General features: G+C 40.8%; 22 protein-coding genes and 1 riboswitch. Of the genes, 2 read left to right on the forward strand and 20 right to left on the reverse strand.

What is annotated here, in order from left to right; genetic code table 11:
- Positions 1-68 precede the first annotated feature (68 nt).
- The 10 genes from prsW to EV579_RS06495 all read right to left on the reverse strand — a co-directional run bounded on the left by prsW (position 69) and on the right by EV579_RS06495 (position 9506).
- Positions 69-725: a glutamic-type intramembrane protease PrsW gene (gene prsW / locus EV579_RS06450; RefSeq protein WP_024422824.1), complete on the reverse strand. Its 657-nt coding sequence runs from the start codon at positions 723-725 to the stop codon at positions 69-71.
- Positions 726-880: 155 nt separating this feature from the next.
- Positions 881-1852 carry a YpdA family putative bacillithiol disulfide reductase gene (locus EV579_RS06455; RefSeq protein ID WP_024422825.1) on the reverse strand — a complete coding sequence of 324 codons (972 nt, stop codon included), beginning with the start codon at positions 1850-1852 and terminating at the stop codon, positions 881-883.
- Positions 1853-1976: 124 nt separating this feature from the next.
- A complete protein-coding gene (locus EV579_RS06460; RefSeq protein WP_007500982.1) occupies positions 1977-3251 on the reverse strand; it encodes a Glu/Leu/Phe/Val family dehydrogenase in 1275 nt (424 codons plus the stop codon).
- 196 nt (positions 3252-3447) lie between these two features.
- Positions 3448-4026, reverse strand: coding sequence for a genetic competence negative regulator (locus EV579_RS06465; protein ID WP_024422826.1), 579 nt, complete (start codon positions 4024-4026; stop codon positions 3448-3450).
- 165 nt (positions 4027-4191) lie between these two features.
- Entirely contained in the window at positions 4192-4980 is a 789-nt protein-coding gene (locus EV579_RS06470) for a metallophosphoesterase (RefSeq protein WP_024422827.1), read from the reverse strand.
- Positions 4981-5067: 87 nt separating this feature from the next.
- Positions 5068-5523: a DUF2663 family protein gene (locus tag EV579_RS06475; RefSeq protein WP_133744156.1), complete on the reverse strand. Its 456-nt coding sequence runs from the start codon at positions 5521-5523 to the stop codon at positions 5068-5070.
- 64 nt (positions 5524-5587) lie between these two features.
- Positions 5588-6370 carry a LysM peptidoglycan-binding domain-containing protein gene (locus EV579_RS06480; RefSeq protein ID WP_103131990.1) on the reverse strand — a complete coding sequence of 261 codons (783 nt, stop codon included), beginning with the start codon at positions 6368-6370 and terminating at the stop codon, positions 5588-5590.
- A complete protein-coding gene (locus EV579_RS06485; protein ID WP_024422830.1) occupies positions 6315-6956 on the reverse strand; it encodes a CPBP family intramembrane glutamic endopeptidase in 642 nt (213 codons plus the stop codon). Before EV579_RS06485 ends, EV579_RS06480 begins: the two co-directional genes overlap by 56 nt.
- Positions 6953-8461 carry a RecQ family ATP-dependent DNA helicase gene (locus EV579_RS06490; RefSeq protein WP_133744157.1) on the reverse strand — a complete coding sequence of 503 codons (1509 nt, stop codon included), beginning with the start codon at positions 8459-8461 and terminating at the stop codon, positions 6953-6955. Before EV579_RS06490 ends, EV579_RS06485 begins: the two co-directional genes overlap by 4 nt.
- Positions 8454-9506, reverse strand: coding sequence for a YpbB family protein (locus tag EV579_RS06495; RefSeq protein WP_044332843.1), 1053 nt, complete (start codon positions 9504-9506; stop codon positions 8454-8456). The genes EV579_RS06490 and EV579_RS06495 overlap by 8 nt, the downstream gene beginning before the upstream one ends.
- Before the next feature lie 267 nt (positions 9507-9773).
- Here EV579_RS06495 and EV579_RS06500 point away from each other — a divergent pair, with 267 nt between their 5' ends.
- A complete protein-coding gene (locus EV579_RS06500; RefSeq protein WP_008361239.1) occupies positions 9774-10022 on the forward strand; it encodes a ferredoxin in 249 nt (82 codons plus the stop codon).
- A 34-nt stretch (positions 10023-10056) separates the two neighbouring features.
- On the opposite strand, the gene EV579_RS06505 is transcribed toward EV579_RS06500, so the two are convergent.
- Positions 10057-10638 carry an ECF transporter S component gene (locus EV579_RS06505; RefSeq protein ID WP_041109656.1) on the reverse strand — a complete coding sequence of 194 codons (582 nt, stop codon included), beginning with the start codon at positions 10636-10638 and terminating at the stop codon, positions 10057-10059.
- Positions 10639-10782: 144 nt separating this feature from the next.
- Positions 10783-10913, reverse strand: a riboswitch (FMN riboswitch).
- Between the two features lie 287 nt (positions 10914-11200).
- On the opposite strand from EV579_RS06505, the gene serA reads away from it, so the two are divergent.
- Positions 11201-12775 carry a phosphoglycerate dehydrogenase gene (serA, locus tag EV579_RS06510; protein ID WP_024422834.1) on the forward strand — a complete coding sequence of 525 codons (1575 nt, stop codon included), beginning with the start codon at positions 11201-11203 and terminating at the stop codon, positions 12773-12775.
- Positions 12776-12809: 34 nt separating this feature from the next.
- On the opposite strand, the gene EV579_RS06515 is transcribed toward serA, so the two are convergent.
- From EV579_RS06515 to rluB, 9 genes are all read right to left on the reverse strand, one after another.
- Positions 12810-13457, reverse strand: a complete 648-nt coding sequence (locus tag EV579_RS06515; protein WP_133744158.1) for a M23 family metallopeptidase — start codon at positions 13455-13457, stop codon at positions 12810-12812.
- 104 nt (positions 13458-13561) lie between these two features.
- Complete coding sequence (locus EV579_RS06520) at positions 13562-14668, reverse strand: sigma X negative regulator (protein WP_122631055.1); 1107 nt, start codon at positions 14666-14668, stop codon at positions 13562-13564.
- Complete coding sequence (gene sigX / locus EV579_RS06525) at positions 14580-15188, reverse strand: RNA polymerase sigma factor SigX (RefSeq protein WP_024422837.1); 609 nt, start codon at positions 15186-15188, stop codon at positions 14580-14582. The genes EV579_RS06520 and sigX overlap by 89 nt, the downstream gene beginning before the upstream one ends.
- Before the next feature lie 203 nt (positions 15189-15391).
- The gene (locus EV579_RS06530; RefSeq protein ID WP_034623436.1) at positions 15392-17173 is read right to left on the reverse strand and encodes an ATP-binding protein; all 1782 of its coding nucleotides are present in this window, start codon (positions 17171-17173) and stop codon (positions 15392-15394) included.
- Complete coding sequence (locus EV579_RS06535) at positions 17170-17892, reverse strand: response regulator transcription factor (RefSeq protein ID WP_003215596.1); 723 nt, start codon at positions 17890-17892, stop codon at positions 17170-17172. Before EV579_RS06535 ends, EV579_RS06530 begins: the two co-directional genes overlap by 4 nt.
- An 84-nt stretch (positions 17893-17976) precedes the next feature.
- Positions 17977-19155, reverse strand: coding sequence for a c-type cytochrome biogenesis protein CcsB (gene ccsB, locus EV579_RS06540; protein WP_087975846.1), 1179 nt, complete (start codon positions 19153-19155; stop codon positions 17977-17979).
- On the reverse strand, positions 19139-20818 hold the full coding sequence (gene resB, locus EV579_RS06545) for a cytochrome c biogenesis protein ResB (RefSeq protein WP_133744159.1): 1680 nt from the start codon (positions 20816-20818) through the stop codon (positions 19139-19141). Before resB ends, ccsB begins: the two co-directional genes overlap by 17 nt.
- 1 nt (position 20819) lies before the next feature.
- Positions 20820-21350 (reverse strand): thiol-disulfide oxidoreductase ResA, encoded by a 531-nt coding sequence (gene resA / locus EV579_RS06550; protein WP_047204114.1) that lies wholly within the window; start codon positions 21348-21350, stop codon positions 20820-20822.
- 90 nt (positions 21351-21440) lie between these two features.
- The gene (gene rluB / locus EV579_RS06555; protein WP_024422842.1) at positions 21441-22175 is read right to left on the reverse strand and encodes a 23S rRNA pseudouridine(2605) synthase RluB; all 735 of its coding nucleotides are present in this window, start codon (positions 22173-22175) and stop codon (positions 21441-21443) included.
- Positions 22176-22281 lie beyond the last annotated feature (106 nt).

A 22281-nucleotide genomic window follows, 5' to 3' on the forward strand; every position in this document is an offset into this window, starting at 1 on the left:
AACACAGGAGAGAATTGGATGGAAAAGACAAAAAAACGCCCTATAAACAAATAGGACGTTTTCCAAAATTAAATTTGCACCATTTTTACCGCACGGGCTTTTTTTGCTTTCCTTAAACCAAACCACCATAAAAAAATCATGAACGGCACCATGATATATCCCCAGTTTTTCATCCCTAATAGAATGAAATCATACAGGCCGTGAAACAGCACAGGGAGCGTTAAAGAAAGGATCAGCCATTTGCGCTGCTCTTTTTTATCAGAGAAGCGGGCTTTTCCGATATAAAAACCCATCACAACACCAAATAATGCGTGACTTGATACAGGTAATAAAGCACGGGTAAACGCATATTCGACCCCGTGACCGACTAAGTAAAGGATATTTTCAAGTGTTGCAAAACCAAGTGAGACACTCGTTCCATACACAATTCCGTCATAGTGTTCGTCAAACTGGGCATGTGCATAAACGCTGACCATTAAAATAAACCATTTTAATGATTCCTCTAAAAAGCCCGACGTCACAAATGAAATCAAGATAGGATTTGTTGCGATATTTTCCTCTTGAAGGACATATTGAATAAACATGGTTGGAAACACAAGTATGACACCTAGCATAAAAGATCTGATGACCATGTGAACCGGCTCATTGTCGTACTGATCTTTCAAATAAAAATAACTTAAAAGTGCGATGCCGGGAGCTAAACCTGCTGAGATGATTGCGATCATAACCAGACCTCTTTCCCTACATTATCCTTCATTATCGTACCATGATTTACCCTTTTTTTATATGACTCGAGCCCATTTTTCTAAAAATATCTTTCTATATAATCCCAATTTATATAAAAAAGAACCGAACCCCTTTGAAGGATTCAGTTCTTTTTTTATCCGTTGATTCTTTTGTTGATTTCTTCTGCAATGAGGCCGCCATGAAATCTTCCATTTTCAATGAAAATTTCATTGGCATTATTTCCAGCAGCAATGACTCCCGCAATGAAAATACCTTCAACATTCGTTTCCATCGTCTGTTCATCAAATGCTGGACGGCCTGATTCTGGATCAATCGTGACACCCATTTTTTCTAAGAAAGAATGATCTGGGTGATAGCCAGTCATAGCAAATACATAGTCACTTTTCACTCGATCCGTTTGATTTTGCTGGTTTGTAAAGATCACATCTTCTTCTGTGATTTCTTTCACCTGCGCACCAAACTCCATTCGAATGGTTCCATTACGGACAAGCGCTTCAAACTCTGGTAGTATCCAAGGCTTGATGCTGGATGAATATTCAGTTCCTCTATACAGCACAGTGACTCTGCTTCCGCATTTCACAAGTTCTAGCGCAGCATCCACACTGGAGTTCTTTCCGCCGATCACCGTCACATCTTTATCAAAATATGGATGTCCTTCTTTAAAATAGTGATATACGTGAGGAAGGTCTTCTCCTTTGACGTTCATATAGTTTGGATGATCATAGTAGCCAGTCGCAATGACGACGTAATCACATGAATAGTTGTCTTTTGATGTATTCACCGTAAAACGGCCATCTTGTTTCGTCACGGCGTTTACTTTTTCAAAAGCATGTACACGCAGTTTTTTTCGTCTGACGACCTCTCGGTAATAAGAAAGTGCCTGAATACGAACGGGCTTACGGTTCTCAGTAATAAAAGCGACATCACCGATTTCAAGCTTTTCACTTGTACTAAAAAAGGTTTGATGTGTTGGGTAATGATAAATACTGTTCACGACATTCCCCTTTTCAATCACAAGTGCATCAATCCCAATTTGCTTGAATGCGATGGCAGCTGATAACCCGCATGGGCCGCCTCCTATTATGATCGCTTTTTCTTGTTTCATTTGTTCCACTCCTGTCATTTCACTGCAATAACAATTGCTGGGCTGTTTGATTCTTTGTTCCATTCCATAAAAAAATCTCCTATTTAAGGATAGGAGATTTTAAGGCGCGATGCAAATCAGCCGCTTAAATCCAGCCTCTGAATCGAGAAGCTTCAGCCATTTTACGTACACCGACCATATATGCAGCAAGACGCATATCAATTCGGCGGTTTTGCGCCATTTCATAAATATTATTAAATGATTTCACCATCATATCTTCTAAACGAGTTTCAACTTCTTCTTCAGTCCAGTAAAACCCTTGGTTATTCTGAACCCATTCAAAGTAAGAAACAGTTACACCACCCGCGCTCGCAAGCACGTCTGGAACAAGCAGTACACCACGATCTGAAAGAATTTTGGTTCCTTCCAGTGTCGTTGGACCGTTTGCTGCTTCTACGACAATTTTGGCTTTAATGTTTGCCGCATTATCTTCTGTGATTTGGTTTTCAATGGCTGCAGGTACTAAGATATCACAATCCAGCTCAAGCAGCTCTTGGTTTGTAATTGTATCGTTAAATAGTTTAGTGACGGTTCCAAAGCTGTCACGTCGGTCAAGCAAGTAGTCAATGTCTAGACCATCTTCATCGTATAATCCGCCGTATGCATCTGAAATCCCTACGATTTTTGCTCCAGCATCATACATGAATTTAGCTAAGTAGCTTCCTGCATTTCCGAATCCCTGTACGACAACACGAGCTCCGTTAATGTCAATTCCTTTTTTCTTCGCCGCTTCTTTGATGCAGATCGTCACACCTTTTGCTGTTGCAGTATCACGTCCGTGTGATCCTCCAAGAACAATTGGTTTTCCTGTAATAAATCCTGGCGAGTTAAATTCATCAATTCTAGAATATTCATCCATCATCCATGCCATAATTTGAGAGTTCGTAAACACGTCTGGTGCTGGAACATCTTTTGTTGGTCCAACAATTTGACTGATGGCGCGAACATAGCCGCGGCTTAGTTTTTCAAGCTCTCTGAATGACATTTCTCTTGGATCACAGATAATACCGCCTTTTCCTCCGCCATAAGGAAGATCCACAATTCCACATTTTAAACTCATCCAAATTGAAAGCGCTTTTACTTCTTTTTCCGTAACGTTCGGGTGAAAACGGATTCCGCCTTTTGTTGGACCGACAGCATCATTGTGCTGTGCACGGTAACCAGTGAAAATTTTCACCGATCCATCGTCCATACGTACTGGAATTTTGACCGTTAATAGACGAATTGGCTCCTTCAGCAATTCATACACTTCCTGCGGATACCCTAATTTGTCTAGCGCTTTATGTATGACGGTTTGAGTTGACTTTAAAACATCTAGCTTATCTTCTGCGTTATGAGCGGCGTTTTGATCGGCTGCCATTAAAATAAACCCCCTAGAAATCTTTCATGATCTACTGCTCCCTTTCAAGCAATAGTATACACCTTCGTACTGGTAAAGCAAAGGTAAAAAGCGTTTTTTATCAAAATAAAATATCAGCGTTTATAAATATAAAAAAGGATATAAAAAAATACTGTTGTTTCATCACAACAGTATTAAATATAATAGAAAAAAGTGATTAAAAATACATTTGAATCGTTTTCACAGCATCGTCTTGCATGATCACTTTTCCATATTCTTTTAGCCGGTGAATGGTGAGTGTCGTAGGTGAACCAAACTCTGCTAAAATCGAAATGACTGTATCAGCAGATAGTTCTCCAACATCATCTAGGCTGAGATAATATTGACCTTCATAATGGTAAACTGTACCCCCTAAAAGTCCAATACGACTTAAACTATGGGACAGTTGAATCACATCTTCAAACGAGGCAAATTGATAGAGCACATGCTTACTCTCGTCGAGCTTGACTTGCATCTCAATGTAATCTTCATCAAACTCATCATCAGCATCTTCCTGCTGACTCTTTGTGACAATGACGACCATCCCCTGCGCCTGAAGAGAAAATACTTCAACTGCAATCGGTCCATTCGCTTCAAAACCGAGCTCCTGATTCGCTTCGTTCATCATATCTTTAAACAGCTGATGGACTTTGAACGAATCTTTCCAAAGGTCTTCTTTCGTAAGACCTCGGTCTGTCAGGTCATCTAGTGTGAGAAAAATTTTGATTTTATTATAATTCAGACGCTCCAGTCGCATAACGTTCCCTCCTGCCTCTTCTAAACACACATCATACTGTAGTATATGAGATGATGAGTCATAGGTTCTTAATTTTGTATTCAGTTTACACTGTGTCAAGACGGAAGACAAGCATGAAGCTATGCTTACGGTGACTTTTATGGAAAATATTGAGGGTGCCGCAAGTTAACGCGTTTTTAGAGGCATTAAATAGATCAGATGGGTTTCTGGTTCTGCTCCGAGACGCATGGGAATTTTTGTTGTCCCGTAGCCATTACTAATGAGAAAGAACGCACCTTTGACCTGGCCTGTTCTTCCTTTTTCATATGGACCAAATTTCCCAATTCGGATCTGTCCCCCATGCGTATGACCGCTCAGGACAAGATCGATTCCCTCTTCTTCACTCATCAAATGATGTACATCTGGATTGTGTGATAAGAGAATATTGACATCTTCTTTCACAAACTCTGGCCGTATCGCTTCATAATCTGCTTTTTCAAGCCGAATATCATCAATTCCTCCGATTTTAATTCGCTGGCCATTGAAATTCCATACAGCCGTTTCATTTTGCAAAGTCGTGACATCGTATGCATGAAGAATCTCTTTAAACCTTTGCTGATGCAGCTCATGATCATTATTTCCCCAAACAAAATAAACCGGCGCAATTCTTGATAAACGTTTCACATTTTCTTCAATCCTTGCGTAGGGCACACCTTTTTCTGCTAAATCTCCGCCAATCATAATCACATCTGGCTCTTCCTGTCTGATTTCTGCTAATAAAGTGTCACTGATGAGACGTCTGTGTGTATCAGAAATAAAGAAAATGACAGCAGGCCGGTCTGATTGAAGTGCTTCTATTGTAAAGTAATGCTTTTTGATGTTGTTTTGTTTTGCCGTTTTCACCATTTTTGCCGTTACACACACACCTGTTGTAACAGCCGCAATGGCGGCAGTAAATCCGATGGCATATTTCATCACAAATGGCTCCCTTACATATCTTTCTTTCATAAGACGCTTGAATGAAAAAAGACGTTTCAACTGTTAAACGTCTTTTTTTCTCATTTATTTACTTTCATAATAGAGATTAATGTCAAATTGCTTCTGCATATAGTGAAAAACCGCCTCGCGCTCTTTCCACTGATTTGATTGCGGCCATAAGTCTGTGCTCTTTTGTATAATTTCACATCGAAGCCGATGATATTCATCTTCAGCCTTTTCTTCTTTTTTCTTATAGTAATAAGATGCGTAAAAAGCAAAGACCTCGGCCATGATCCAAAACAGAAATACGTCATGACCAAGCAGTGTGGCAATCATGGCTTCCGGCTGAAGCGAGCCGCCTCCCGCATTTGCCGTGATCACAAAATAAAACAAAAGAATGGCCAGCGATAGAAGGGCTGTCCATTGCCATCTTTTGCACTGCTTGGCAAAACCCTCATATTTATGCTTTCTTTTGATCAATGTTTCCATCATCTTCTGTGTCGGCTGATCCATATATCGGCTGATTGTGTGCAATGTCATCACATACACCCTGTCCCTTTTTTCTACATATGTATGTGCATGCTTCTTCATTCATGTCAGGTGATTAGTTTTCTAGTGGAATATTCAGCACTTGACCACTGTACACGCTGTTACCTTTTAAATGATTATAGGCTCTAATTTTCTCTTCACCCGAACGGTTTTTGTAATATTTCATTGAAATTCGATACAGGTTTTCCTCTGGACCAACAGTGTGCTGCACGACACGGACTGGCTTTTCTTCCTGCTTCTTTTTCTCTTCGGCTTCTTTTCTTTTTTTCTCTTCCTGTTGCTTTTGCAAGGCTAGCTGCTGCTGTTCACGCTTTTTGGCAGCTTCAGCTCTCTCGCGTTCTTTTTCTTTCGCTGCTTGTTCACGCTCTTCTTTCTCTTTAGCAGCTTTTTCTTTTTTCTTCTGTTCAGCTTTTTCTTTCAATCGCTGTTTTTCTTCCTCTTTCTTTTGCTTCTCATCATCAGACGCATCCGCTTTATTAGCGCTTGAATCATTTTTCGTTTCGGCAAGTGCTGACGGGACTGGGTCTGTGTCAGCACTTGATGTAGAATCAATATTATATACATCTTGATTATTATTATGGTTGATTTCCTTTGATGTGTAGTAGATCAAAAGGAAGAACACTGTGACAACGATAATAGGAAAGATAATAGCCAGTGTTGTAAACAATGGATTGCGTACCTTTTTCGTGCGCTGTTTTTTATATTCATGAAAATCTTCTCGTGTAGGAAAGTGAGAGTCATCTGAAGGCTGAACTTCTTCTTCAAAAATTTCCTCTACATCATCATGGATGTTTGTCAGCTGCTCCTTCTTTCTCTTCATTCTCGACATTTCTTCCATGTTCATCCCTCCCCCTATATTTCAAACGAATTTGACAAGCAAAGACTAAGTCAATGACAAAATGGGTCATGACAGGAACAAATAAATTCCCCGTCCACTCGTATAAAAGTCCTAAAAAAATACTAATAGAAACCACAAGGATAAACAAGAGTATTTTTGATAAGTAGCGAAAGTGAAGGAGCGCAAACACAATACTGGCAATCTCCAGTCCAAATTGCTGCTGGACGATCCCTCGGAATAGAATTTCCTCTGAAAAGGCGATGAGCAGTGTTAACCAAACAATATGCGGGATGCTGCGGTTTTTGAACATTTTTTCATTTAATCCGCCATCATCATACATATGAGCAGGAAACACCTTCATGACAATCGCATCCACAATGATCACAACCGCAGCGCCGCCAATTCCATAAGTCAGTATCCGCGCATCTTGGATCTCCCAAAGAGATGTGAAATCTGTCCAATGATCAAACATAAATATACCTAGTAAAAAGGAAATGACCAGCATCAGCAGCTGCGTGAAATACAGCTGTTCTACTACTTGTCGATCGGTTAATTTTTCGATGATCCGGCGATGTTGTTCAATCAATGCTGCGCCTCTTTTGTCAGATGAAACATACGATTCAGCACGGTCTTCCAGTGTTTCATTTCATTCAGCTCCAATGGTTGATCTTTTTTTTCATAATCAGACAGGTCAAGTCCGCAAGAAGAGCAGCAGCTGCCAGAGGGTTCGCTCTCTGTTTGATCAAGCTGTTCGTAAAAGTATGATAACAGAGATTGTCTAAAGCAGCCATGATCTGTGATCCGCTCCTTAAATTGCCACACTTTTCTCAGTTTTTCTGTTTGTCTGTCCTGCAATTTCTCTTTCAGTTTCATCAGCAGCACACGCGGCTCGTCAGACTGATACATCCTGTAATAATGGATCAGCATTCTTGCACGTGTCTCCTGAAGCCCTGATTCCATTAATTGTTCACGTAATTTCTTTTCATCATTTGTCTGCATTTGTGTCAGCCTGGCTAAGAAGAAATCAATTTCTGGCTCATCAAAGCCTTCTGCTTGTATTAAATGCTGTTGAATGTCCGCATCCTCTTCTGTATATAAAAGAATGCTGACACTCTTTTTCCCGTCCCGTCCTGCTCTTCCAATTTCCTGCATAAATGCTTCAATTGACTGCGGCGGGCTCATATGAATAACAAATCGTATATCGGCTTTATCAATTCCCATTCCAAAAGCACTTGTACAACAAATAAGATCAAGCTGTCCGCTGATAAATTGCTGCTGAATAAGCATACGGTCTCCTGGATCCATCCCGCCATGGTAATACTCTACACGCTGATGGGTTTTTTGTTTCATAATGAGCGCCATATCTTCTGTCATTTGCCGGGTTGGGCAATAAATCAGACCGGGGCCTTGCAGATATTCAACAAGCTCAATGGCCCGTTTTTCTTTTGCTTCTTTCGTTTCGTGCGCTTCTTTGACTAATGCGATGTTTGGCCGGTTGACAGAATGGATATGAAAGTCTGGATGCTGCAATCTTAACGTTTGTACGGTATCTTTTAGCGTTTGTTTTGTTGCAGTTGCCGTCAGTGCTAAGGCGACAGGATGACCTAACGCTTCTCTCCATTCTCCCAGCTTGGAATATTCCGGACGGAAATCATGCCCCCATTCGGATATACAATGGGCTTCATCAACGACGAACAGACCAATATGCATCGATTTGAGCTGTTCTAGCAGCACCTCTGACATTAATGCCTCAGGGGCGACGAATAAAAATTTATATGATGGCAAATGCCGAATGATATGTCGTCTCTCCTGAAAAGACAATGTGCTGTTCAGTGCCGCCACGCGTTTTTCTCCGCGCATTTTCATTCGTTCGACTTGATCCTCCATAAGCGATAACAGCGGCGAAATAATGAGAACTAATCCATCTGTCATATAGCCGGGAATTTGATAGCAGATGGATTTCCCGCCGCCAGTAGGCAGCATGGCCACCGTATCCTTTTGATTCAGTACACTTTGAATAATGTCCTCTTGACCCGTTTTAAATGAATCGTAACCAAAATATCGCATGAGCGTCTGATGAAGCTTATCCATTTGCTTTCACCATCCTTGTCAGAGCCAATCGTATTTGAAAATAAGTAAATGGATGTTCGAGTTTTTCTTTAATCAGCTTCATCTTATTTGTTTGAAGCTCTCTGGCTACTGCATGAATGGCCTGCTGCTGTTCTTCGCTCACATACGGCTCTATTGAGAAGCTCGGTTCATGTATGGAAAGCTCGACAATATGGTCTTCGATCGTTGCCTTTTTTAAAGAGCGAATGTGAGCAATTTGATCAATATCAAAGCCTTTTTGCACAAGCTCGAGCGTTTTGTGCGTAGAGGTTGTTAGCACGCGTTTGAATTCAAGGTCACCTACGAGCTTTTGCATGAGCTGCGCCTCACCTTTTTGGGCAGCATGAATAAAATAATGGAGGACATTCCAAAAAAGCAGGTACACATACCATACATCTTCTTTTAGCCACTCTGCCATTTGCTGATACGTACGCCCAATTCTTTCATTTGAGGTCAATGAATAAACAAATATCAACGCCTCTTGATCACTTATACGGCTAAGGAGCTTTTCGAGTTCATGATGCAGCTCTTCCGATAGCTTATTCTTCTCGTGATGCTGTTTTAAGAAGGATTTCGTCCAGCTTTGTACAGATACATCTCTTTGTATTGGGACATATTGATGCGATCCAGCCAGATGGTGAGACAGCACTTGTACAAGTAACGAGAGCCTCATCCATAACACCTTTGCTTTATCATGATATTTGGCACCATGAAAATAAGCGGGCATCGGTTTTTCTGAGAAATGCTGGTTTAGCATTTGCTGTCCTGCATCTGTAACAATGAATGTCTCCCCTGTTTTTTTGATGTAGTGCTTTTCGTCAAGCTTTATAGTAGAGCGATTCAGCTGATCCCTCGTAAACCCCGGGTAACAGCCGAAATACTTTGAAAGCTGAAATAAACTGGCATCCTGTATGGTTTGTGATGATTTTTTTCCTTTAAAAAGATGGTAGACAGCACTTATGGAGCGTTCGCCGTTCAATTTATATACGCTGTCCATTAACATGACATCCAAGTAATGAAGAGTCATTCGCCAAAGCACCTGTCTTCCTGACAAAATTCGAATATTTTCTCCCTTTATTTTAACAGATTTCATAGAAGAAGAAATGTTTAAACTCAATTTGTGGGGGAAAGTTATGAACAAACCCTTATGTGATAAGCATTCTCAATCACTTTACAGTTGAAATGTGAAATTAAAATCATTACAATAAGGTTTGAGGAAATTGTTTTTTATCGGTGAAACTAAAAAGGTTAGACCATTTGTTCCATCGAACAATCTGGGAGGTATTTTTTTAACATGGCAAAATATACAATTGTAGACAAAGACACATGTATTGCTTGCGGCGCATGCGGTGCAGCTGCTCCAGACATTTATGATTATGATGATGAAGGCATTGCATTTGTTACGCTTGATGACAACCAAGGGACTGTAGAAGTTCCAGAAGTACTTGAAGAAGATATGCTTGATGCATTTGAAGGATGTCCAACAGATTCTATCAAAGTTGCGGACGAATCTTTCGATGGTGACCCGCTTAAGCATGAATAGTATAAAAGCCCCTTATGCAGGGGCTTTTTTTATATTAACTATTTTGAAGTCGGCGTTTATTTTCAAACCATGGACGCATTTTCACAAAAATGAGGCTAAACACGATGGTAATGATGATTCCTTTAATAAAGTTAAATGGTAAGATCCCTGCTGTAATGGTCGTCTTGAGCGCATGATCAGATAGTTCTGGCGCGTTTAAGAACCATGTGTAAGCTGGCAGGAATAAGAAGTAATTTAAAATACTCATCATCACAGTCATAAGCAATGTACCCGCGATCATAGACCATGCCATCCCTTTTGCTGATTTGATTTTTTTAAACATAAAGGCGACTGGCAAGATAAATAGTGTGCCTGCAATGAAGTTCGCGACTTGCCCAACTGGAACGCCGGACATACTGCCTTGAATGAGGTAATGCAGTACATTTTTTAATGCCTCAACTGCAATCCCTGCACCCGGTCCATAAATTAAAATTGCAATAATTGCCGGGATATCACTAAAATCAATTTTCAAATACGCTGGAAGACCCGGGAAAGGAAAATCCAATAAAATTAACACAAACGAAATACTGCTGAGCATACTGGTAACAACTAAACGCTTTACTTTACTTTGATTCAATATTCTCTCTCCTTTTCGATCAAATCTTTCGAAAAGAGGATTGTTCCATTTTAGCCACAAAAAAACCGCCCTTGAAAACAGGAGCGGGGAAATTGGGCTAGACAAATAAACGTGTGAACATCAATGTTTTCAACGTTTATGAACCTCCATCTTCTCCCATCCAGACTATACTGTCGGCTTCGGAATCACACCGAATCCTGCCAAAAAGGCTCGCGGGCTTAGAGACTATGCTCATCACCGCCGGTAGGGAATTGCACCCTGCCCCGAAGATTGATCATTATTCAATTCGACATCATTATATATGATATATGAGCATTTGTACAGATAAAAATCCTGAGCAAATTCATCAGTTTTAAGAAATCGTAAAAAACACAAAAATTCTAATGACAAATGCGCAAAAATTGGTTATCTTTTGTTTAAAGGTGTTCATTCTTTATAAAGACACAAAGAAATGTTCGTGTTTCCTTTTTCACTTTACTGCTTTAATTTGATTGACACAGTGAAAAGGAATATGGTAAATTATCAGATATTTATGACGTTTATTTTAGGAGGAAATCTAACGATGTTTCGAGTATTAGTCTCAGATAAGATGAGCAATGATGGTCTTCTACCACTTTTAGAATCAGATTTTGTTGAAATTGTCCAAAAAAATGTAGCAGAAGCAGAAGATGAATTACACACGTTTGATGCCTTACTTGTCAGAAGTGCCACAAAAGTAACGAAAGAGCTTTATGAAAAAATGACTTCATTAAAAATTGTCGGCCGTGCCGGTGTGGGAGTAGACAATATTGACATTGATGAAGCGACAAAACACGGCGTCATTGTGATCAATGCACCAAACGGTAATACGATCTCAACAGCTGAGCATACGTTCGCCATGATTTCATCACTTATGCGTCATATTCCGCAAGCCAATATTTCTGTCAAATCAAAAGAATGGAACAGAGGAGCATATGTTGGTGCTGAGCTTTACGGAAAATCTCTTGGGATTGTCGGTTTAGGCAGAATTGGAAGTGAAATCGCCCAGCGTGCAAGAGCATTTGGCATGACAGTCAACGTGTTTGACCCATTCCTCACAAAAGAACGTGCAGAAAAAATTGGCGTCAATGCGAAATCACTTGATGAAGTACTCGAAGTATCAGATATTATTACGGTACATACGCCATTAACAAAAGAGACAAGAGGACTTCTCAATAAAGAAACGATTGCAAAAACGAAAAAAGGTGTTCGCCTTGTAAACTGTGCGCGCGGCGGCATTATTGACGAAGCTGACCTTCTCGAGGCACTTGAAAGCGGCCATGTCGCAGGAGCTGCACTCGATGTATTCGAGGTAGAACCTCCAACTGATAATCCGCTTGTGGATCATCCACACGTCATTGCAACTCCGCATCTTGGTGCCTCTACAAAAGAAGCACAATTAAATGTAGCGGCGCAAGTATCTGAAGAAGTCCTTCAATTTGCAAAAGGCCTTCCTGTCATGTCATCTATTAATCTACCAGCGATGACAAAAGACGAGTTCAAAAAGATTCAGCCTTATCATCAATTTGCAGGAAAACTTGGACGTCTTGTCTCTCAATCCATGAGAGAACCTGTAAAAGAAGTAGGCATTTCTTACGAAGGCTCTATTTCAAAACTCGAAACATCCTTTATCACAAAGAGTCTCCTGTCAGGGTTTTTAAAAGAGCGTGTTGATTCGACTGTGAATGAAGTAAATGCTGGAATGGTCGCAAAAGAACGAGGCATTAGCTTTAGTGAAAAAATTTCTTCCAGCGAATCTGGTTACGAAAACAGTATTTCTATTGAAGTCAAAGGTGATCTTTCAACCTTTACTCTTAAAGCGACTTACATTCCGCATTTAGGGGAACGCGTCGTTTCTATTAATGGCTTTAATATTGATTTTTACCCAGATGGACACCTTGTCTATATCCAGCATACAGATGCACCTGGTGTGATTGGAAAGGTTGGACAGATTTTAGGCGACCATGATGTCAACATCGCAACAATGCAGGTGGGACGTAAAGAAAAAGGCGGCGAAGCCATTATGATGCTTTCTTTCGACAAGCATCTAGAGGACGAAATTGTGAAAAAATTAACTGAAGTGCAGGATATTCTTTCTGTCCGCCTGATTGACCTATAAAAAACAGTGATAAACCTCATGCTTTGCATGAGGTTTATTTAGTTGAAACCATTAAACGGTCTCCTGTTCGAATGAGGTGAGTGGTCAGCTCATTGATCATTTTCAACTGTTCCACAGTCATTTCATGCGCCTTTGCTATCGACCAAAGGGTATCCCCTTGTTTAATGACATATGTATTTTTTTCATGTCCATTTACATGAAGAGCCGGCTCTCGGAAGCGTTCCACAGCAATCATTTTGAGCGGATCTATTGCATCCTCTTTGCTGACTGACCAATTGCCACGATGTACTTCAAAATGCAAATGAGTGCCTCTGGAGGCCCCTGTGTTGCCAATGATGCCAATCGGCTGTCCCGCTTGAACATGGTCACCCTTTTTCACAAAACGCTCGTGTAAATGAGCATAGACAGTTTCGTATCCATTCGGATGCTGAATAAATACAACTTCTCCATATGTAGCCGATACATACGAACGCGTGACCACACCTTCACTTGCAGCAAAAATGGATTCTCCTTCTGGCGCAGCTATATCTAATCCCTTATGCGAGCCGCCCCTTGTCCCAAACAAGTCAGTGACTTCTCCTTTCACTGGTTCCACCCATTCGGTTGTCTTCTGCGCATGGGCAAATGGCGCTAAGATCAAGAGCAAAAAACAGATGGCACCTATGAAGCAATACCTTTTCATCAGTGACTCCCCTTCTTTGAGGTTCTTTTCATGACAGCTTAGTATACAGCAAGAAGACCCTTTTCTATACATCAAAAAAGAACGCAATGAAATGCTTGCGTCCTTTAACGTTCTTTGATGACAACTGGATTCGGCAGAGCCGGTACCTCTATTGGTTCATTTAATTCATATGGTCCTACTTGATCTGTTCCTCCATATTGAATGGTGACATCTGTAAAACCAAAATCTTTCGCTGTGAGCAGCAGACCTTCAATGAGTAGAGTATGATCAATTGAGTCCGATAATTGCGCTGATGCTCCAAACGTGATGGTTACATGCTTACCTTTTGATGTCACTTCTTTAATGGGTTCTTCTTTAATTAATGGTTCAAGTCCAGAATCACTCGTGCGTTTCATGGCCTCTACCGCATCTTCATAAGTAGAATAATGTGTTTTTGAGGGCACCAAAAAAGTCCCGCTCTTATTTTCTAACACGTAATAAGCTTTTTTCGTTTGTTTATCAATTGATATCGTGCCAAAGCTGCTAGTCCCTAATTGAAGATGAGAACCTTTGACTGACCTGACCTCCACTTGTTTATACCTGCTCCATTTGAGCGTTTCTTTTACCATATCTTTAAATCGGTTGGCTTCCTTTATCGTATCAAGGGACAAATCATTTTTTAACTGAAAAACAAGTGTATTCCCATTTTCACGAAGGTCCACCATCTCAAGATAAGATTGAAGAGGCTTTGTCATTTCAGGCAGCTGCACCTGTTCATATGTGTTCATCATTTCCTGCAAATGGCCATGTTCATTCTCTTTTTCAATACTTATGGGAACCACTTGAGATGTCGATTCATCTATGTATGCAACCGTCATATACTTTTGCTTGTCTTCATGAGAAACAACGTGTGTGGTACCATTTGCCTGTTTGACCGGCTCTAATGTGGCATTTGCCTGTCCTTTGTCAGCACTTGATTCCATTTTCATCTGTTGATGCTGTTCTTGAGCAGCCGGCTGAAATAAATGAGGAGAAATTAAAAACGCCATAAATAAAACCACAACGGTTGCCACCGCTGGACCGATCCATTTGACACTTTTCTTTTTCTTCCCGCTTGCCATCAGCACCTGCTGGTATATCTGCTTAGATGAACGGTTGTCCTCCACCTTTGGAAGCTGACTTAGTAACACCTTGATTCGTTCTTCGCTCCAATCGGACCTGTTCGTTTTCATTCACTAGCTCCTCCTTCAAAAGCTCCATATGTTTTCGGAGCACTTTCAGGCCTCGGTGCTGCGTTGTTTTGACTTTGCTTTCCGAGAACTTTAGCGCCTTTGCCGTCTCCATGATTGAGTAGCCCTGGATAAACCTTAAAATGATGACAGCTCTTTGATCAATCGTGCAGTGATCAAGCGCGGCATAAATTTCTTTAGTATTTTCATCCTGTACAGCCAGTTCGTCTGGGAGCAAGTCTGGGTCTTTTACATCCTGCTTATCCCAATCAAACGTGCCGAGTACCCGTTGTCTAATGGTTTGCTGCTTGCGAAACCAGTCAATCGCCACATGCCTTGCAATTGAAAACAGCCATGTTTTCTCGCTGCTTCTTCCTTCAAAAGTTTTATATGAGTGAAGTACCCGAATGTAAACCTCCTGTACGAGATCCTCTGCCTGATTTTTATCTTTAACCATATAAAATAAAAACTGGTACAAATCTTGATGGTACGAATCATATATTTTTTGAAAGGTTTCATGCATAGGAAACCCCTCCGTTCACTTATTTTTGTCGAGTGACTCTTATAAAACGTTACATTACAACTTTATGACAAATATATTACAAGTTCGACAGTTTGGAAAGGGCTTTTTGTTTAACTTCTCCTTAAAAATTTGAAAATAGAAAAAACACTTCATTTTCTTTACGAAAAGAAGTGTTTCTCATGTAACAAGATTCTTCGTCAAGATTAGACGAGTTCTTGCTTTTTTCTCGGAATATAGAATGTGAAGTGTGTACCTGCACCCGCTTTGCTGTGAGCATGTATAGAGCCTTGATGTGCCTCGACGATGTTCTTCACAATCGCAAGGCCAAGTCCAGTACCGGAACGTCCTCTTGTCCTTGCTTTATCGGCTTTATAGAAGCGTTCGAAAATAAAGGGCAGATCCTCTTCCGGAATTCCGCTTCCCGAATCTTTTACATCCATTTTCAGTCCGTTCTCAACCGATTGAACCGAGAAGTGAACCTCGCCGCCCTCTGGTGTATGACGAATGGCATTATCAATGAGATTCGTAAACACTTGCTCAATCTTATCTGGATCGAATACAAAGTTCGGTTCATCCACTTGAATATCATACGTAAGGTCGATTTGTTTTTCTTTCGCAATCCCGAGAAACTTGCGGTAGATCTTCTCAGTCAGCTCTTCTGTATCTGTTGATTCAAGATTCAGTGTAATATGACCTGCTTCCATTCTCGCTAGATCTAGAAGGTCATTCACAAGACGTCCCATTCGAAGTGATTCATCATAGATAATTTGCGCAATCTCTTTCTTTTCTTCTTCTGATCCTGCAATATCATCTACAATTGCCTCACTGTACCCTTGCAGCATGGCAATTGGTGTACGAAGTTCATGACTGACATTGGCAATGAAGTCTTTTCTCAGCTTATCAAGTCTTCGTTCCTCCGTCATATCACGAAGGACTGCAACTGCTCCCCTGACATCCTGCTGATTATACAGCGGAGACATAAGAAGAACCCAGGTGCGCCCTTGCAGCGTAACTTCGATCATTTGCTCTTTTTCTGTGCTGACAGCTGTATGAAATAGCTCGCGCGCTTCTGGCGGCAGTTCATCTCCATCTTTGATCTTCATATTTTGCTCGTAATACCATGCCTGCAAAAATCGTTCTGCTGGAGGATTTGTCATCAAGATCGTTCCATCAATATTGATGGTGATGACGCCATCAGCCATACTGCTTAAAATATTAGATAAATGTTCTTTTTCTTGATTTAAGGCTGTGATATGGAATTTAAGCTGCTTCCCCATTTGATTAAAGGCGATCGCCAGTTCTCCAATTTCATCTTGCGTTAAAATAGGAATCTTTGTATCAAATTTCCCTTTCGCCAAATCTTGTGCACCCTCTCTCATCTTTCTGAGAGGATAGGTGACACGTGTTGACAAGAAGAAAGCGAATATAGTGGTCAGTACAATGGCAATTCCGGCTGCTAAGAAGATGTAGCGTGTCGTATGTTTCGTTGTTTGTTCTACAGCGAGGAGTGACTGAGAAAGAAAGACCATGCCTTTTTTTCCGTTCGCCTCATATGGAACACCGACTACAATCCGTTCATCTTTTTGATTGCCTGCATCAGGTTCTGCACGTTTACTGATTTTTTTACGATCTTTCAGTGCTTGATTTAAATCGCTGTCTGCTTCAATTTGTTTCTTTGTAATCGCAGGAAGCTTCCCGTCTTTTTCAGACGAATACCACTCTAGCCCGTCCTCTTGGATGATCGCAATACTCGTCAATTTGTCAGCGAGCTCTGATGTAATCGACCTTGCAAGCGATTGATCCTCATGGCTTTCTAAAATGACCGCTACTTTGTTTGCCATTTGTGTTAAATCAGATTTTGCTTCTTCTACATGATAATTCTCAATGAACTCTAAAAGAAGCACAGTTAAAATAGATAAAACGATCAAGACGAGGAAAAGAATGGTTAACCATAGCTTTCCTACAACACTTTTCCACAGTTTCATTCAGCGCCGACCTCAAATTTGTACCCGACACCCCATACAGTTACGATTTTTTTCGCTGCTTCTGGTGACACTTTATTCAGTTTTTCACGAAGTCGCTTGACATGAGTATCAACTGTTCGTAAGTCTCCAAAGAATTCATATTGCCATACTTCTTTTAGCAGCTTTTCTCTGTCATAGACCTTATCTGGTGTTTTTGCAAGGAAATATAAAAGCTCATATTCCTTCGGCGTGAGGCTGACTTCTTTGCCATCAGCCGTCACTCTATGTGCATCATGGTCAATAGAAAGATGAGAAAACACAAGAACATCCTTTGTTGTTGTCCCAGTATTCAAATAAGACGTTTGAGACGATCTTCTAAGCAATGCCTTTACACGTAAAACCACTTCACGCGGGCTGAAAGGTTTGACGATGTAGTCATCCGTTCCTGCCTCAAATCCTTGAACGCGGTTGGCTTCTTCTCCTTTTGCCGTCAGCATAATGATTGGAGTCGCTTTTTTGTCTCGAATTTGATTACAAACTTCGATTCCATCTGTACCAGGCATCATTAAATCGAGCAAAATGAGGTCGTAATCGGTTTGAAGCCCTTTTTGAATCGCCTCATCTCCATTTTCCGCTTCATCGATTTCATAATTTTCACGTTCTAAATACATTTTTAAAAGGCGGCGAATTCTTGCCTCATCATCTACGACTAATATTTTCGTTTGAGTTGTGTGTTCCATTAGACAGTCCTCCTGCTTTCTCCGTTGTTACATTCATTTTAACAAAAAGCCGAATTGAATCATAAAAGTTGGCTTTTCCTTGTATTATGCGTAAGAATGAAGCCCCGCAATGACAAGGTTGACAAAGATGAGATTAAACATAATAATGGCAAAGCCGATCACAGCAAGCCATGCAGACTTTTCACCATGCCAGCCTCGCGACAAGCGAAGATGAAGATAGGCAGCATAAAAGAGAAACGTAATCAATGCCCATACTTCCTTCGGGTCCCAGCCCCAAAACCTAGTCCATGCAATTTGCGCCCAGATCATGGCAAAAATCAGCCCGCCTAACGCAAATACAGGGAAACCAATCGAAACAGCCCTATACCCAATTTCATCAACTAAGTCTAGGTTCACCTGTTTCACTAGCGGTTGAAGCAGTGCGCTCAGTCGTTTACGAATGATCAATCGAATAAGTCCGTATATGATCAGCCCTACGCCAAATGACCATAACACCGTATTGACCTTTCTACCTGAAAAAACAGGCGGCAGCTCAACAAACGGTTCCAAACGATCTTCCGTCATTAGCTCCCCTTTATGAGGTCCGACAAGAGCTGGCAACTCATAGACCATCTCACTTTTTTCTTTATTTTTATCGATCCAATTAAATGTCGCTTCATATCCTGTCATTCTAAAGATAGACGTGACAGCGATAAATGCAAGTGTGACCACAATCATAAACATGACAAGCTCTAAACCAAACGTCTTCTTCCCTGGCTTTGTTTGATCCACATGTTTTAATAGAAAGATGACACCTGCCACAAAGCTGATGGCTAAAATGGCTTGGCCAAGTGCTGCTGTTGTCACGTGAATATAAAGCCAATTACTTTGAAGTGAAGGAATCAGCGGTGAAATATCTGATGGGAACATACTTGCATAGGCAATAATCAATAAAGCGATTGGAAGTGTGAATAAACCAAGTACAGATACTTGATACACAAAATATAAAATGATGAATGCAAGCACCAGCATCATGCCAAAAGCCGTTGTGAACTCAAACAAATTACTGACTGGTGCATGGCCAGATGCGATCCATCTTGAAATAAAATAGCCCAACTGGCTCAAAAAACCAATGATGGTAAGCGTAATGCCAATGAGTGCCGCCTTATTCCTGCGCGGTCCTTCTTCTTTCTTTTTTCCCTTAATGGCACCACCAAAAAAAGGAACTGCCGCTAAATAAAATAGAAAAGCTGCAAATAACAGATTTTCACTGACTGCCGCCATCTAATCCTTCCCCCTTGCTTTTGCTGATACTTGTTGTATCAGGCAGTTCTTTTTGATCAACTGGCTGTTTGATGCCACTGCCGCTTAGTAACACACCAAGATCGGACTTTAACCCGAACCAGTTTTTGTTTGTATGTCCTGCCACCAATACTTTTCCATCCTTTGCCGACAGCCAGATTCTTCTATGCTGCCAATACATCCCCTGCACGACACCAATCATGAAGATGATTCCGCCTACTATAAGCACGCCAAGTGTTAAATCCTTTCTAACTGTTAACCCTGTGACGTTTTTCGTTTCAACCCGATCAAACTTCATTTTATATAAATTATTATCAGAACCCTCTACTGTCTCTTGAATGGCGACAAAGCTTTTTTCACCTTTAGGTTTTTCAGGAGAAATCATTTCAAACACGAAAGCAGGATTATTCGGATTCCTTGTTTTCGTACTCGGCGTTCCATCATCGTCAAAATAAAAATCAGGCAGATAGCTCATCACCTTGACTTTGTAACCGCTACCAAGATCATATTCTGACTTAGGCTCCAGCAGATTAATCTTCACTGTACCGAAAGATTTTTCTGTATCTTTACGAATCAGCTGAAAGACCATTTGATCGAGTTCATTTTGCTTAAAATCTACTTGATATAATGAGAAATTGTCAAACTTGAGCGGTTCATTCACTTTGATATCGTGTTCTGTTACCTGCTTCAGCTTGGGCTTTTCACCAAATACAACTTCTCCTTCACGTTTGTATAAAATGGCATCCGTTTTATAGCTTTTCACCACTTGACCGTCGCCAGCTTTTTCAATGGCATTCTCAAACACTTCTTTTTCATTTCCAGTTTCATAGCGATCAATTGAAAACGCATTATTTTTCAAGAAGTATTGACCATCCGTACCTGGAATTGGTGCAGTTTCCCCTTCTCTGACCCAAAGCGTTTCATCCACGTACATGCCCGGGACAAACCGGAGCATCGCTCCAATGAGAAAGATGATTAGTCCAATGTGATTGACGTAAGGTCCCCAGCGTGAAAAACGTCCTTTTTCGGCTAAAATATACCCATTTTCTTCTCGCACGCGGTAACGCTTTTGTTTCATTGCTCTTATGATGCCTTCATATGTATGCTGATCTAATGTTTTGTCTGTCTCGCTAAACAAACGCTGTCTTCTCATAAAGCCTTCTTTTTTGATAACCCCTTGGTTTTTGAGTGCTCGATAAAGAGGAATAACGCGGTCGAGACTGCAAATGACAAGGGAGATTCCGATTGATGCGACAAGAGCTAAAAACCACCAAGAATTATAAAGATCATGGAATCCAAGTGTGTAATACAGCTTGCCAAACGATCCATATTGCTCTTCATAATACGTGGAAGCAGATGCACCTGGCGGAATAAATCGCTCCTGCGGAAAAATCGTTCCAAGCGAAGAAGCGAGCAGTGTAATGACAATCAGCCACACACCCACTTTAACGGAAGAAAAAAAATTCCATACTTTATCAACAATCGTTTTGTTGTATGTTTGCGAGCGTCTTGCACTGCCGTCATATCTCATATCAAGCAGCTTTGAAGAGTTCTTCTCTTCAGCCTCAATAGGATTCCCGCATGATTCACATAGAACAGTACCGATTGGATTAATATGTCCACACTCGCACTTTACCTCTTTCATTCTATGACCCCTTTGGTTTAATCAAATTCATATACTCATAGATTTGACGTTCTGTCATTGTTCCCTTTATGACTTTGATTACCTTGCCTTCAGGATTAAGTAAAAGCGTAGTTGGCAACTGCCCAATATCATATGCCTCTGTCACTTGACGATCTTTGTCCATGGCAACAGGAAAATTCACGCCATAGGACTCCATAAAATTTTTCACGGCAATCTTGGATTCCGCAACATTGACTGCAACAATTTCCACACCGCGATCCTTGAACACTTCATATTGATTCGCCATATAAGGAAATTCTTGTTTACATGGACCACACCATGTACCCCAAAAATTAAGAAAGACACCTTTGCCTTTTAAGTCCTTTAATTCAATCCGATCCCCATCGACAGATTGAAGAACAAAGTTTGGCGCAATAGATCCTTCTTTGACTCGATCCTGTTTGGCAAATACTGAGTTATACATTGTATAACATAGTGCAGCAAGCATCACGAGGAGAATGCCCGTCCGTATGAAAAACCGTCTTTTTTTCATCTGAAGTACCCCTTCCCCATAGACATTCAGGTAAATTATAGCATTCTCCTTCTTTTGATGCTTCTTCATTTTTTGAAGTTTATGTGAAAATTAAAAAGCGCTTTTCCCATGATCGGCAATTGCTCTCAGGCGCTTTACTTCATGCGGAGACAATTCTCTGCGGTCTCCTGGTCTCATACCTTCAATATGAAGGAACGAATATTGCTCCCTTTTTAGCTTTAACACATCATGTCCAATCGCTTCAAACATGCGGCGCACCTGTCTGTTTCTGCCTTCGTGAATGGTTAATTGAACAATACAAGTTTGTTTTCGTTTATCAATAGAAAGCATTTTCGCACGAGCAGGTGCTGTTTTTTTATGATCTAACATGATCCCTTTTTCTAGCTTTCTAAGCAGTTCCTTTGATGGAATGCCTTTTAGCTTCGCTGCATACGTTTTATCTATTTCGTATTTCGGGTGCATGAGCTTATGGGCAAATTCCCCATCATTTGTAATCAAAATCAAACCGCTCGTATCATAATCTAACCGCCCGATTGGATAAAGGCGCTGCGGGACATCATCAAAGAAATCTGTGACGACCTTGCGTCCTTTATCATCCTCGGCAGCCGAAATGACGCCGCGCGGTTTATAAAGCATAAAGTAAACCGGTTCTTCTCTTTCAAGCTTTAATCCATTGACTTCAATTTTATCTGAAGAGCCCACCTTCACTCCGAGCTCTGTCACTGTTTGACCATTAACGGTAACTCGTCCTTCTTTAATTAATTCTTCAGCCTTTCGTCTTGAAGCGACGCCAGCATGTGCAATTACTTTCTGTAAACGTTCCATTTGTCTTTCACCTCATGTACTATCTTACTTGCTTGACTTAAAACAAACAAGCATTCGTGGAAAATTAAGCGTTTCGTCTGTCTAATTTCAGCTAAAAAGCGATTTT

It is taken from the genome of Bacillus sp. BK450 (genome assembly GCF_004364885.1).
GTDB classification, from domain to species: domain Bacteria; phylum Bacillota; class Bacilli; order Bacillales; family Bacillaceae; genus Bacillus; species Bacillus safensis.